The sequence below is a fragment of the Lujinxingia sediminis genome, from assembly GCF_004005565.1.
Taxonomy (GTDB): Bacteria; Myxococcota_A; Bradymonadia; order Bradymonadales; family Bradymonadaceae; genus Lujinxingia; species Lujinxingia sediminis.
Window position 1 is genome coordinate 187,552 of record NZ_SADD01000009.1, and the last position, 14,105, is coordinate 201,656.

At 62.5% G+C, this 14,105-nt stretch carries 10 protein-coding genes and 1 riboswitch; of the genes, 6 read left to right on the plus strand and 4 right to left on the minus strand.

The genetic code is table 11. From position 1 onward, the window contains the following. Window positions 1–9: 9 nt before the first annotated feature. Both EA187_RS15045 and EA187_RS15050 read right to left on the minus strand, forming a co-directional pair. Complete coding sequence (locus EA187_RS15045; protein WP_127780789.1) at window positions 10–1,374, minus strand: cytochrome ubiquinol oxidase subunit I; 1,365 nt, start codon at window positions 1,372–1,374, stop codon at window positions 10–12. Between the two features lie 456 nt (window positions 1,375–1,830). Next, a complete protein-coding gene (locus EA187_RS15050) occupies window positions 1,831–2,754 on the minus strand; it encodes a hypothetical protein (protein ID WP_115605590.1) in 924 nt (307 codons plus the stop codon). Between the two features lie 602 nt (window positions 2,755–3,356). After that, window positions 3,357–3,458: riboswitch (TPP riboswitch) on the plus strand. A gap of 74 nt (window positions 3,459–3,532) precedes the next feature. Between EA187_RS15050 and tenA the strand changes: the two genes are divergently transcribed. From tenA to EA187_RS15065, 3 genes are all read left to right on the plus strand, one after another. Further along, window positions 3,533–4,228, plus strand: coding sequence for a thiaminase II (gene tenA, locus EA187_RS15055; protein WP_115605589.1), 696 nt, complete (start codon window positions 3,533–3,535; stop codon window positions 4,226–4,228). 491 nt (window positions 4,229–4,719) lie between these two features. After that, window positions 4,720–6,207, plus strand: coding sequence for a hypothetical protein (locus EA187_RS15060; RefSeq protein ID WP_127780790.1), 1,488 nt, complete (start codon window positions 4,720–4,722; stop codon window positions 6,205–6,207). Between the two features lie 165 nt (window positions 6,208–6,372). After that, window positions 6,373–6,738, plus strand: coding sequence for a putative signal transducing protein (locus EA187_RS15065; protein WP_115605585.1), 366 nt, complete (start codon window positions 6,373–6,375; stop codon window positions 6,736–6,738). A gap of 159 nt (window positions 6,739–6,897) precedes the next feature. On the opposite strand, the gene EA187_RS15070 is transcribed toward EA187_RS15065, so the two are convergent. Continuing rightward, window positions 6,898–9,384 (minus strand): PPC domain-containing protein, encoded by a 2,487-nt coding sequence (locus EA187_RS15070; RefSeq protein WP_127780791.1) that lies wholly within the window; start codon window positions 9,382–9,384, stop codon window positions 6,898–6,900. Window positions 9,385–9,580: 196 nt separating this feature from the next. Here EA187_RS15070 and EA187_RS15075 point away from each other — a divergent pair, with 196 nt between their 5' ends. Continuing rightward, window positions 9,581–9,919 (plus strand): hypothetical protein, encoded by a 339-nt coding sequence (locus EA187_RS15075; RefSeq protein ID WP_115605579.1) that lies wholly within the window; start codon window positions 9,581–9,583, stop codon window positions 9,917–9,919. Window positions 9,920–10,027: 108 nt separating this feature from the next. Here EA187_RS15075 and EA187_RS20450 read toward each other — a convergent pair whose 3' ends face one another. Beyond that, window positions 10,028–12,298, minus strand: coding sequence for an ICP22 family protein (locus tag EA187_RS20450; RefSeq protein WP_164856304.1), 2,271 nt, complete (start codon window positions 12,296–12,298; stop codon window positions 10,028–10,030). A gap of 278 nt (window positions 12,299–12,576) precedes the next feature. On the opposite strand from EA187_RS20450, the gene EA187_RS15085 reads away from it, so the two are divergent. Together EA187_RS15085 and EA187_RS15090 are read left to right on the plus strand one after the other, a co-directional pair. After that, on the plus strand, window positions 12,577–13,890 hold the full coding sequence (locus tag EA187_RS15085; RefSeq protein WP_127780792.1) for a DUF4910 domain-containing protein: 1,314 nt from the start codon (window positions 12,577–12,579) through the stop codon (window positions 13,888–13,890). Between the two features lie 20 nt (window positions 13,891–13,910). Further along, window positions 13,911–14,105: hypothetical protein (locus EA187_RS15090; protein ID WP_127780793.1), on the plus strand; the 195-nt coding region annotated here is incomplete at its 3' end.

Sequence of the window (14,105 nt, forward strand, 5' to 3'; positions counted from 1 at the left end):
GGTGGCACCTTAGTCGGAGTCGGGGAGGGGCGTGTCGGCGGCAGGTGGCGCAGCGTCTCTGAGGGCCTGGAGGGTGTTGAGGTCGGGGCTCTGGAAGACGTGGCGCCAGAGCAGGTAGACGACGATGATGGAGAGGATGATGTAGAGGATGGAGAAGACGGTGAAGGGGACGACGAGGTTGGTCATGGGGGTGATGGCGTCGGCGGTGCGCAAGTAGCCCTGGATGACCCAGGGTTGGCGACCGACCTCGGTGACGACCCAGCCGGCCTCAATGGCGATGATGCCCATGGGGGCGGTGAGAACGAGGAGCCAGAGGTACCAGCGGGCGGTGAAGAGGCGGCGTTTTCGCCAGCTCAGGACGACGCCGAGCAGGCTGATGGCGAGCATCCACATGCCGAGCGCGACCATGATCTGGAAGGCGATGTGCACGATGGCCACAGGTGGCCATTCGTCGCGGGGGAAGTCGTTGAGGCCGCGGACCTCGGCGTCGAAGTCTCCGTAGGCCAGAAAGCTCAGCGCACCGGGGATCTCAATGGCCCAGGGGGTCTGGCCGGTATCTTCATCGGGGAGTCCGAAGATGCGCAGGGGGGCGCGGGTCTCCGTTTCAAATTGGCCCTCCATCGCGGCGAGTTTGACAGGTTGGTTCTCGGCGGTGGCTTTGGCGAGGAGGTCGCCCATCAGGGGTTGGACCAGGGCGGTGATGGCGGCGATGGGGAGCGCGATGGCGATGGCGTGGCGGTGGAATGAGTTTCGGTGCTCGCGCAGCAACATCGCGGCGTGAATGCCCGCGACGGCAAAGGCAACGGACTGAAATGCGGCAATGACCATGTGGGCGCACTGGGTGAACCACATCGGGTTGAACATCGCCTCCCAGGGGCGAATGTTCACAAACTGGCCGTTGATATAGTCGAAGCCGGTGGGAGCGTTCATCCAGGCGTTGGCCGTGACCACGAAGATGCCGGAGGCGGTGCCGCATAGGAGTACCATGAGGCCGGCGAGCCAGTGAGCGCGGGGGCTGATGCGCTCCCAGCCGTAGAGGTAGATGCCCAGGAAGATGGCCTCCAGAAAGAAGGCAAAGCCCTCCAGCGAGAAGGGCATGCCGACGAGCGGGCCGGCGTGTTCCATAAACGTGGGCCAGAGCAGGCCGAGTTCAAAGGAGAGGACGGTACCGCTTACGGCGCCTACGGCGAAGATGATGGCGGTGCCGCGGGCCCATCGCCGGGCGAGCTCGCGGAAGACAGGGTCGCCGGTGCGCAGCCAGCGCCCCTCGGCGATGATCATGAGCAGAGGCATGGCCATGCCGACTACGGCGAAGATGATATGAAAGGCCAGCGACATCGCCATCTGGCTGCGTGCAGCGAGGAGATCTTCCATACGTACGGGCCCCCGTGGAGGAATCAGCGGTTGTGGGGGGGAGGATAGACACGTTGGTGGTGAGGAGTAGTGGAGAAGGGGCGCATCGCCCCTGTTTTCGGCGCTTTTCAGCCGACCGAGGGACCGACATTAGACCGACCGAGAGAAGGGCGTGGGGCCGAAATTCTGGGCGTGAGGGAGCATGCGAGTGGGGCTCGTTTGACTGGAGTAGGAGCGTTGACCGCCGGATTGCGTTAAATGCGCGGCATGAGGGGCGAGGATCGGCCGACGGGTGAGGGGCGGGAGCGACACAAGGTCTTTTTCAGGGGCCGATCGAGCTCAAACCGCGCGATGGTGTCGGTTCGCTGTCCTCGCGGAGCGGTGGGGCGGACAGAGGTTGGCATCGCCGCGTCTTTGTTGAGAATTGAGCGGTTTTTCCCGCGGGCGTCATCCCCTTAAGTTGTGGGAGCAGCCTGGTTACATTGTGCAGGCCAGGCCGTTCTCGGTCGGGTCGTGGTCCTGGCAGGTGATGGGGGCGTTGTGCCGCAACCAGACGGTGCCACAGGGGAACACGACGCGTTTCTGGCCTTTGAGCCAGCGTTCTCGCTGGCGGGCGTACTCGCTGCGGAAGGCGCGCTCTCGGGCGATTGCAGCGACGAGCGTGTTGAGGTTTTTGGAGGCGAAGCGGGGGCTGAGTTTTCCGGTCGGTGAAGGTGTGGACGGGCGGCTAAAAGGGTCGATTTCGAGAAGGTCATTAAGGCATTTTACGCGTCGCTTTTCGTTCTCTCGGGCGGCGATGAGTGCGTCTTCGGCTTGTTTAAGAAGGCCTTCAAAGTGCGCTTTGACCTCCTCCAGGCTCATGTGGCCGTAGCCGGGCGGGGGCTGAGGTGTGAACTCGACGTATTCGGGTGAGCGGCGGCCGAAGAAGACGCCGGGTTTGGGGACTCGTATCGGTGTGCCCCAGTCCCGGGGCATGATCTTGAAGCCGGGCCATTGGTCGGCGCGTTCCACCAGATCGGCGACCACCGGGTTGAGCCAGGTGTAGAGAAGTTTGCGCTCCTCGGCATCGCGATCAAGGAGGATGGTGTCGCAGTACTGGCGCCCGTCCCAGAAGTGGTCGCTGCGCTCCAGATCTTTGTTTCGTGCCCGGGCAATGCCGCTCATCGCATCGCGCATGAAGTGGCTGCGGCGACCTTTGAGGTCGGTCAGGATGATGTGAACGTGGTTGGACATGACCATCGCCGCGTGAATTTCCACGTTGTTCTTCTGCGTGGAGCGGCCGAAGACGTACTCCGCGATGGCGTTCATCGTGCCGCCGGGGCGCATGAAGTAGTTTCGATCGAAACAGCGGCGAGTGATCGCAACGACCTGACCTTCAACTTGACGTCGTGGGCGTGTCATTTTGGAGTCTCCAGGAGAGAGTGATGTGAGCTGCCTGAAGATGTTATCGAGCGCTGTGGAGAGACTTTGCGTGGGAGGAGGAGAACGGGGATGTGGTACGGGAGCCAGGCGACGCGATGATGTTGCGATCAGGCGCATAGAATCTGGAGTTGGTCGGTCTCTCGGTCGGGATCAAAAAAGTGTCAGTAAGGATGGGGCGTGGTGATGCTGTGATGCGGGGCTATCTGGCAATGCCATGGTGAGTTGAGGGGGGAACGTGCGTTTGCAGGATGACGACCCGGTTAGGTGACGCGGGCTAAAGTGGGTTGGTCGGTCTCTCGGTCGGGACAGAATCGGTCGAGCACGTTGGGTGCAAAGGTGTGTTCAAGAGGGGCGTTTGGATGTGCGAGAATCGGAAGATCGGCGCCTGAATGCGTGAGTTGGTCGATCTCTCGGTCGGGGCAGAATTGGTCGGGGAGGTATGGCAGCCGGGAGAAACCTCGTAGTGAGGCAGGGGGGCAGAACGGTGAACGCAGGCCGTCAGGCGCACAGGTTCTGATGGTGGTCGGTCTCTCGGTCGGGGGGAGCTTGCGTTTGTCGTGCAAGGCATTATGGTGTGCGCATTAGTGAGCCAGGGGTGCCTTTTCCGTTGTGGAGGAGGCTGAGACATACCCTCATGACCTGATCCGGTTCGTACCGGCGTAGGGAGGCTGTACATGAAAACAATGCTGTCCATCGACACGATGGCGGGGCGCCGCGTGCCTGGCTCTTCACTCACCTTTTTGTTGGAGGAGCTGCGATGAGCACACCCGCCTTTGATGTCCCGCCCTTTGCGAAGCGTTGCCTGGAGGCCGCGCGCGGCCAGTGGGGAGCGTCGTTTGAGCATCCCTTTGTGTTGGCGTTGGCCGAAGGGACGCTGGACGCTGAAAAGTTCAAGTTTTATCAGATGCAGGATGCCCGTTATCTGGAGGCCTTTGCCGATGCCGCGAGCCTGATCTCAACGCGTTGTGTGGCACCTGTGGATAAGTTGTGGTTTGTGGATGCCGCGCGTATGGCGCTTGTCGTCGAGGGGGAGCTGCACGCGGGCTACGGGGAGAAGCTGGGGTATGGTCCCGATGACATTGCGGCGATTGAGCTTACGCCCAATAACCGCGCCTACCAGGACCATATGATCTCGATGGCGACCCGGGGCACGTTGGTGGAGGCGGTTGGGGCGCTGACGCCCTGCCCCTGGCTCTACATCGCGCTGGGACAGCATCTTCTGGAACGTCTGGGGACCATTGAGGACGATCATCCCTACGCCAGCTGGCTGCGGATGTACTCGGATCCCGGCTTTAATGAGTACATGAATGAGATTCTGGGGCGTTTGCAGCGCTTTGCCGATGCCGCCGATGAGCCGGCGCGGGAGCGGGCGGTCCAGGCCTTTGTGACCAGCGTGCGCTACGAGTGGATGTTCTGGCAGCAGGCCTGGGAGCATCAGGAGTGGCCGGTCTGAGCGTATCGGTGATGGACGATCGACGCGCGTTCGGGGGGACGCGTATGACTCGGCTGAGAAAGCTCCCTTCGGGGAGTTTTTTGTTTGAGGGAGGGGGATTCGGCGGGAATCCCGGGAGTTTTGACGGACCGAGAGAAGGGCAAGGACGTGAGCATACGCCGAGATTATCCGACCGAGAGAAGGGCAAGGACGTGAGCATACGCCGAGATTATCCGACCGAGAGAAGGGCACGAGATTGCCCGACCGAGAGAAGGGCAAGGACGTGAGCATACGCCCGAGATTGTCCGACCGAGAGATGGACGAGGACGTGAGCATACGCCGATATTGACCGACCGAGAGAAGGACAAGGTCGCGGAAATACGCCGAAAATGTCTGACCGAGAGATGGGCGTGAGCGCGATGATCCCGGGGGGATTGCTCGTCAGGGGAGGCTGACGTAGCGTCAGAGAGGTTGAGTCGTTTTGGTGGCGATTACGCATATTGAAAAAGGGGATGGCTATGTGTCGAGACGGTCGAACGTTCTATGCGGCGCTGGTGCTCTGCGCGTTTGCGGGGGTGGTGGGATGCAACTCCGGCAACCTCTCGGGACATGGTGTGGATGTGCGCGATGTCGGGGGACTCGAAGATAGCTCGGCGCTTGATGCGGGGGATGGTGGTGATGCGCGAGGTGTTGAAGACGCAGGGGATTCTGACGGGGGCTTTGATGGCGATGAGGCTGATGCTGATGGCGGGGAGATGCCTGACACGGCCGATGGGCCCGATGCTGCTGATGCGCCTGACGTGAGTGAGGAGCCGGTCTGGGCCTGTGAGGGCGAGCCGAATTGCGAGGCGGTGGATGTGAGCACCACGCTCGGGCAGATGCGAGGGCTTGATGGATGCGCGTTTGAGCTCGCGTTGGAGGAGCCCATGGAAGATGGCGAGGCACTCGCCGACCGCCTTCTGGCCCGGGTGACCGGTGAGGCCGGGGGGCAGACGCGGACCATGGTCGATGTGCTCGGGGCGCTCAATCGTCAGGGACGCGCCGGTTTGCGCAGCTCTTTTGCGACGCGCTTGAGTGGACTTGGCGCGGTGGGATTTCGCTGGAATGCCGGCGATGATGATGTGAGCTACTGGTATCCACAGGGGATCAGCGGATCGAGCGACGCCGAGGCTTCGGGGCTTGTGGAGGGGCGGCGCGTGATCATGACGAGCTGGTACCACAAGACCGAGGCGCGGCCGACCAAGGGCGCGCGCCTCAGCGTGGCCGATATCAGCGACTTGAGCGATGTGCGCTACCGCCATCTCTTGCTCGTCGATCCGGTGGAGGCAGGAGGAGAGGTCAATTATACAAGCGCGTCGTACGATAGCGGCAACGCCCTGCACGCCGGCGGCATCGTGTGGTGGGGGAGCTACCTGTATGTGGTTGATACGATGAAGGGGATCCGCGTCTACGATCTGGGGCGGATGTTTCGGCCCAGCCACACCGACGATACGTCGGCGATCGGCATCCGCGGCGGTCGCAGTGATGCTCACGGCTACCTCTTCGCTGTGCCGCGCATCGCGCGCTACCGGCTGACCTCCGAGTCGTGTCCGGTGCGCTTTTCCTTCGTAGGCCTCGATCGTCAGAGCGAGCCGCCGGCGCTCGTCACTGGCGAGTACTTTTCGGATCATGCGCAGGCCAAAATGGTGGTCTGGCCGCTTGATGCGGCCACCGGTCTGCTGGAGACCCGCCAGGGAAGCACGGTTGCGTCTCGGGGACTTGTGATCGGCCAGACCCGGGCCCAGGGAGGGACGCGGGTCGGGGGCGATTTCTATGTATCCTCATCGAGTCAGGACGGCAGCAACGGCAGGCTCTACAAGGGGCGGCCCGGCGGCCGGAACACCTCGGTGAACTGGGTCTACGGGGCTGAAGATCTTTATTACGAGCGCGCTCACGACCGTATCTGGACCACCGCCGAACACCCCGGCGCGCGCGATGTCGTCGGCATCGAACGTTTCTAGACGTGCCATGGAGCGCAGCGGGGGCAAGGGGGGGAGCCGGCGAGTCGGGGGGGCGTGCGGGTGAGCCCCGGGAATGCGCGGCTCCCTCCGGGGGCTTTGCCCTCCCGGTGGCATGCACCCGCCAGACCGGTACCGCTCGTCTATGCCAGACAAGGACACGACATCATGCGCGATGATACGATCGTCATCATTTCCTATGCCTCCCAGGTCGATGCCCATATCGCTCGCACGCGCCTGGCCGACGCCCAGATCCCCTGCGCGCTGGAGGATGAGGGGATTGTGGCGGCCTACGGCGGTATCAGCAGCGCGGTGGGGGGCGTCAAGGTGCGTGTGCGTCGCGAAGACGCGCAGCGGGCCTACGCGCTTTTGAGTGATACCTCCGACGGGTTTCTGGAGGACTCCATGTTTGTGGACGAAGACGAGGCCGCGCTCTTCGATGGCGAGTGCGATGCGGCGAGTGAGGAGGAGATTGAAGGGGGGGCCAGGGGCGGGGTCATCGCTAAGATCGCCCGGCTGCTGCGGGGAGGTTGATGGTTTTTTGTTTCTAAGTGTCTGTGATGTATCGTTTTTTTGGGTCGGGTTGTTTGGCGAGGATGGTGGGGGATGGCCTCAAGAAACGAAAAAAGGCCGCGCGGGTGCGCGGCCTTTTTTTACATCTGCAGGCTCAGACGTTGCGGGTTTGGCCGTACGTCAGGGCGTTGCGGTGAAGCTGGTGCTCAGGTTGTATGCGCCAAAATCGTCGGGGGAGTTGCCGTAGACCTCCAGGGTGTAGGTGCCCGGGGCGATGGTAACTTCGGTGAAGCTCTCACGGTCAGCTTGTTGCGTTGACGTCGTGCGCAAGCGGGTACCCGCGGCGTCAAGAAGCGCGACGTTGAGATCGCCCAGGGGGTAGTGCGAGACAAGCGTGACGGTGAGGTCACCGGTTTCGGGGACGACGACGTCGTAAAAATCGGAGTGTTCGTCCACGACGAACACAGCGCGCTCTCCGCAGAGGATGGCGTTGACGGCGTCATTGGCGGTAATGGAGACGGCGGTCTCGGCGCTGTGGTTGGGCGCGAAGATGTCGTCGGCCGGGCAGCTCAGCTCCAGGTTGGCCGGGCAGATCACCTCGGTGCGTAAGCCGTAGGTGTTGGTTGCCGCATAGAAACCATCGACCTGAATGAGGTAAGCGCCGGATTGGAGTGCGGTGTAGGTGAGCGTCTCGTTGTCGTCCGAGGTGTAACCTCGTGCTACGTCAGTCACCAACCTCTGGGGCAGGGTGTCAGGTGCGTAGAGGAAGATGTCGAGATCGCCATCGGCGACCGCGTAGGTGAGGTCGACGTTGAGGGTGCATCCTTCCTGCACGTAGAGCTCGTACCAGTCTTCGGATTCGGCTTCGCAGAGCGCAGCGTCGAGATACGCCAGGGGGCCTTCGAGCGCGTAGCTTGCGAGGTAGTCGTCATTGGGCTGGAAGATGTCGTCATCGGGGCAGCTCGGGGCGGCCGGGCAGCTGACGGCGTTGGCCGTGAGGGTGTAGGCGGTGCTGGAGCCGCTGTAAGGCTCAATGCTGAGGTAGTAGCGGCTGGTGGTGGCCGAGCCCTCGACGTTTTCGGCGACGTTGCTGCCGGAGGCGCTCTTGTCCAGGCGCCTGTTCCGGGTACTCAGTTCCAGGTCGATGTCCTGGAGCGAAGAGAAGCTCTCACCGGTGATGATGAGGTCGGCGCTGATCGAGCAACCCACGGCCGCATCGATGATGAAGGTGTCGATGTCGCCCGAGCAGATGGCCGCGTCGTAGCTCACGCCGGAGGCCAGTAGGGTTGCCTGAGCGAGGGTATCGTTGGGCTCGCCGTTGTCGACGTCGGCGCAGAGAGGTCCGCATGCGGTGGTGTCGAAGTCGCAGGTGTTCGCGCAGCTCAGTGTGCCCGAACCGAAGCCAAGGGAGGTGCAGGATTCACCACCGAGGTCTGAGCCGTCGCAGGACTCGGAGGTCTGGTTCACGGCGTTATCGCCGCAGATGGGGTTCATGACACATGCCGAGGTGTCCAGGCCGCAGGAGGTGTTGCATGCGAGCGTTCCGCCGTCGAAGCCCTGCGTGATGCATGTTTCGCCGTTGAGGTCGATGCCGTCGCACTCTTCCGAGACCTGGTTGACGTCAGCGTCGCCGCAGACGGGGTTCATGGCACATGCCGAGGTGTCCAGGCCGCAGGAGGTGTTGCATGCGAGCGTTCCACCGTCGAAGCCCTGCGTGATGCAGGTCTGGCCGTTGAGGTCAGCGCCGTCGCACTCTTCCGAGGCCTGGTTGACTTCAGCGTCGCCGCAGACGGGGTTCATGACACATGCAGAGGTGTCGAATCCGCAGGAATCGGAGCATGCGAGAGTTCCGCCGTCGAAGCCCTGCGTGATGCAGGTCTGGCCGTTGAGGTTAGCGCCGTCGCAGGTTTCGGAGGCCTGGTTGATGGTGTTGTCGCCGCAGACGGGGTTCATGACACATGCAGAGATGTCCAGTCCGCAGGAGGTGTTGCATGCGAGCGTTCCGCCGTCGAAGCCAAGGGACTCGCAGGTCTCTTCGCCGAGGTCAGCGCCGTCGCAGGCTTCTTCGTCGGTATTGAGCAGATCGTCGCCGCAGACCGGGTCGAAGAAGCAACCTGAGGTGTCAAAGCCACAGCTGTCGGTGCAGCCTAAATCGCCGCCGTCGAAGCCCCGGGTGAGGCAGGTTTCTTCGCCGAGGTCGATGCCGTCGCAGGCTTCGGTTTCTTGATTAAGTTCGTCGTCGCCGCATGTTTGGGGGACTTCGTTGAAACACTCGGAGGTGTCGAATCCGCAGGTGGCATCGCAGCCCAATTCGCCGCCGTCGAAGCCCTGCGTGATGCATGTTTCGCCGTCGAGGTTGGTGCCGTCGCAGCTCTCGTCACCTTCGATCAGGTTATCGCCGCAGGCAGGGCCGGGGTCGATGTCGGTGTCTTCGTCGGGATCGGTGTCTTCGTCGGGGTCGGTATCTTCGCCTGTGTCTTCATCGGGATCGACGTCGGTGTCGTTGCCGGTATCGGTCTCATCGATGATGTCGGTGTCGATGTCGAGGTTGGGGCGGATGTCGTCATCGGTACCGCAGGCGCTCAGCGCGAGCGCGAAGATGATGGCAAGCATCGAGAAGTCGAGCGGCTTGCGCGGCGAGGGGTTAGGAGGGAAGTTGGGACGCATACACTACTCCAGCGGCGGGCGTACGGAGGTTCCAGGTGGAACGCCAATTCGCTCATGGTTTCGGCCACTTAGGTGGCTTTTGAGCGTGATTGATGGCGAGAAAGGCGGGCACCTTTTCATAGTTTTTCGTTCATGTCCAATGTGTGGCCATGGTGGGCGATGAGCGGGGTATGGCTCATCATTGCGAGGAGAGAAGATGGAGATTGATCAGCGGGAAGATAATAAGAAGACCTTGAAGATCGTGTTGGTTGTGCTGGGTGTGACCGCGTTGCTGAGCGCGCTCTGTTGCGGGGGAGCGGCGTTTCTGGGGGTGGGGATGTTTGGCGAGTTGGCCGAGGTGGAGAAGACCTACTATCCGGCGTGCGACATGCTTGAGGATAGTGAGGCGTGTTCGGATTGCTGCCGGGAGCGCGGCCATAATGGCTACGTCTACGGCGACTGGCTCAATGAGGAGGGCAGGTTCTGCGGGTGTCTGGGCGATGAGAAACCCGACGGGGTGGCGCCGATGCGCGAGGAGGGCGCGGCGGCGGAGTGAGGTGAGTTGGCGGGATAAAAAAAGCCGGCGCCCCGGGGAGGGCGCCGGCTTTTGGCGGTGTGTGGACGATGTGCACCGCCCGGGGGAGGGCGGTGCGCGGGTGCGCTTTTACGGGAAGCTCGTCTCCAGGTGGTAGGCGTTGTTTCCGTAGCCGCGTACCTCCAGGTAGTAGGTGCCCGGGGTGAGGCTGGCGCTGATAGACTCTTCATCGACGCCGACGTTGAGCGAGCTGCCCATCTGGTTCAGTGCGCTATCGAAGAGGAGCAGATCGAGATCGCCGAGCTCATCGATGAAGGTGATGGAGGCGCTGAGGGGGCCGCTGGAGGAGATATCTACGCGGTAGACATCGGCGTTCTCACCATTGGCGCGGCAGATCACCGCGTCGAGTGCGTCGTTGGGGAAGATTGTGAATGCGGAGGTGGTGTCGGGGTTGGGCGCGAAGATGTCGTCGGCCGGGCAGCTGAGGCGATCGGTGGGATCGGCGCAGGTGATGGTGTTGCGCAGACGGTAGATGTTGGTCGCACCGTTGTAGCCGCGCACACCGATCGCGTAGACGCCGCCTTCAGAAACCACGCCGGTGGAGGCGGCTTCGTTGTCGGTGGAGCTCAAGCCGGAGTCGAGGGTGATACCCTCGGTGTCGTAGATATCAAGATCGAGGTCACCCTCGGCGTGGGTGAACTCCAGGGAGCTGTCGAGCTTGCAGCCTGCGGGGACGAAGATCTTGTAGAAGTCTTCATCGGTGGTGCAGATGGCGCCGTCGAGCACGGCGGAGGGGCCTTCAAGTGCGTAGGCGTCCTCCAGGGTGGCGTTGGGGCCGAAGATGTCGTCGGTGGGGCAGGAGGGGGCGGAGGCGCAGGTGACGTCGACGACGTCGGTGCGCAGGGTGTAGGCGCCTGTGGCGCTGCCATAGGGCTCCACGCTCAGGAAGTACGTGCTGGTGTTGCTGCCTCCCTGAACGGTGTCGGCCTGCCCGGCGCCGTTCTGGCCGATGTCGAGCAGGCGGGTGGCGGTACTTAAGAGAAGGTCGAAGTCCTGGCCGCTCTCAGGCTGCATCTGTGCGGTGACCTGGCAGCCCAGGGGCAGGTGGATGGCGTAGTGGTCGACATCATCGGTGCAGATGGTTGCGTCGAGGATGGTGCGGAAATCAATGGGGGTGGAGCTCATCAGGGTGTTGTTGCCTTCGTAACGGTCTTCGACAGGGCAGGCCGCCACGGGCTCGCAGGTGACGTTCTGGAAGTCGATTTCGTAGCTGTTCTCGCTGCCTTCGCGGGCGAAGACGGCCAGGTAGAAGCCGGTGGTGCGCGGGTCGCCGTTGAGCGAGGTGGCAGTGCTCAGCGTTTTGGTGGTGGCGTCAGACTCGTCGAAGTCCAGAAGTTCGCCATAAACGTTGTAGAGGTAAACGTCATGAACCTCGTCGCCTTCGCCGAAGGTGAAGACGGCGTCGCCCTCGCATTCCAGGGTGGCGGTGAAGGTGTAGATGTCGATGTCATCGCTGCCGCAGATGGCGTCCTGGACGGGCAGGTTGTTCATGTCGACGGAGGTGGCCGCCTGGAAGGTGTTGTTGGGCTCGGGGCCTTCGAAGTCGGCGCAGGCAAAGGGCGTGCTGGTGCAAGCGGAGGTATCGAACCCGCAGGTATCGGAGCATGCAAGCGTGCCGCCGTCGAAGCCCAGTGTGGTGCAGGTCTGGCCGCCGAGGTCAGCGCCGTCGCAGGACTCGGAGCCCTGGTTGATGGCGTTATCGCCGCAGGTGGGGTTTGTGGTGCATGCGGAGGTATCGAACCCGCAGGTATCGGAGCATGCGAGCGTGCCGCCGTCGAAGCCCTGCGTGATGCAGGTCTGGCCGCCGAGGTCAGAGCCGTCGCAGGACTCGGAGCCCTGGTTGATGGCGTTATCGCCGCAGACGGGGTCGATGGTGCAAGCGGAGGTGTCGAACCCGCAGGTATCCGAGCATGCGAGCGTGCCGCCGTCGAAGCCCAGGGATTCGCAGGTTTCTTCAGCAAAATCTTCGCCGTCACACTCTTCTTCGTCGGTATTGACGAGGTCGTCGCCGCAGAGAGGGTCTTCGGCGTCGGGGTCTTCGGCGTCGGGGTCTTCGGCGTCGGGGTCTTCGGCGTCGGGGTCTTCGGCGTCGGGGTCTTCGGCGTCGGGGTCTTCGGCGTCGGGGTCTTCGGCGTCGGGATCTTCGGCGTCAGGGGCTTCAGTGTCGGTACCCGTGTCGCCGGCGTCGGTTTCGATGTCGGTGTCGGTTTCGATGTCGGTGTCGGGGGTGCTGCTGGCGGGGACAGTGTCGGTGCCGCAGGCGGCCAGGGTGAAGATGAGGCCAAGTGCGAGCAGGGTGCGGCCGAGGCGTGACGTGGATCGTGAGGCGTTAGGGTTCATGGGTGACTCCGGCGGGGAGAGGTCCCGCGTACACATTCAAGTGAAGCCCGCGCGTCCGGTGTGGGTGCTGCGCGGCGAGGACGTTTGCGATTTGAATCGAAAAGGGGCGGTAAGTTGTCACAGCTGTTGCGAAAAGTCCAATGGCAGTGCGAGGGGGAGGGTTGCTGTGCGGGGGAGGCGGCTTAGTTTTAATGCGGTTATCTGTTTGAGTGTTCGAGCGAATGGGGGGGCACGTGTCAGAACCACCGGAGCGCGTTGTCGAGTCGGCGGGATACGAGATGTATCAATGGGCCAGGGAGCTCTTCCCACTCTGCCGGAGTTTGACCGGAGAGGGGACGCGTCAAACGCTGAGATATCTTCAAAAGATGCTGCCGGGGATGAGGCTGGTGGAGGTTCCCAGCGGGACGCGGGCGTTTGACTGGGAAGTGCCACCGGAGTGGAACATTCGCGGGGGGACTATTGCCGATGCTCAGGGGCGTGTGCTGGTGGATTTTGCCGACCATAACCTGCACGTGGTGGGGTATTCGGAGCCGGTGGATCGGTGGGTGAGCCGCGAGGAGTTGGAGAGGCATCTTTATTCGCTCGAATCCCAGCCCGATGCGATCCCTTATGTGACCTCGTTTTATGAGCGGCGCTGGGGGTTCTGCCTCACCCATCGTCAGCGCGAGGCGCTGGGGGAGGGGCCCTTTCATGTGGTGATCGACAGCACATTGCAGCCGGGGAGTCTGACCTACGGGGAGCTCTTGATTGAGGGGGAGTCGCGGCGAGAGGTGCTGCTCTCGACCTATGTGTGCCATCCCTCCATGGCGAATAATGAGATCTCGGGGCCCGTCGTGACGGCGGCGCTGGCCAGGTGGCTGCTCTCGGAGCGACGGCAGTTGAGCTATCGGATCGTGTTTTTGCCCGAGACGATAGGCTCAATTGTGTATTTGAGTCGGCATGCCGAAGAGATGCGAAGGCGAACGATCGCGGGCTTTGTGGTGACGTGTGTGGGCGATGAGCGCACCTATTCGTATCTTCCCAGCCGTCGGGGAGATACGCTGGCCGACCGGGTCGCGCGGCATGTGCTCAAGCATCATACCGGTCATTATGACGCCTACAGTTTTCTGGATCGGGGAAGCGATGAGCGTCAGTACGGCGCGGTGGGTATCGATCTTCCCGTGGCGTTGATGATGCGCTCGAAGTTCCATACCTACCCGGAGTACCACACGTCTCTCGACGACCTTTCGATGATCTCCGCGAAGGGGCTGGAGGGAGCCTACCAGGCGCACAGGCGCGCGCTGGAGGTGCTGGAGCATAACGCGCGCTGGCGAACTACGGTGATGTGCGAGCCGCAGCTTGGCAGGCGCGGGTTGCACCCGACGTTGAGCACGCGGGATGGGTGTCGGCGAGACCTCCGGGTCAAAGCGATGCGCAACCTTTTGGCCTATGCCGACGGAAGCCTCGATCTGGTGGGGCTGGCCGAGGCGGTGGAGTTGCCGGCGTGGGAGTGCATGCCGCTTTTGACGACCCTGGAGCGGGAGGGGTTGGTGGTCAGGGTATGTGAGGGGGATGGGGCGGGGGAGCAAGGACGAGAGGCGTTCGGGGAGTAGAGGGGGAGTTCGAGGGCGTGATGGAGTGCGTGCAGTTTGAGGTCGAGTTCGATCTGGTTCTGGTTCTCGATCTGGTTCTCGATCTGGTTCTCGATCTGGTTCTCGATCTGGTTCTCGATCTGGTTCTCGATCTGGTTCTCGATCTGGTTCTCGATCTGGTTCTCGATCTGGTTCTCGATCTGGTTCTCGATCTGGTTCTCGATCTGGTTCTCGAT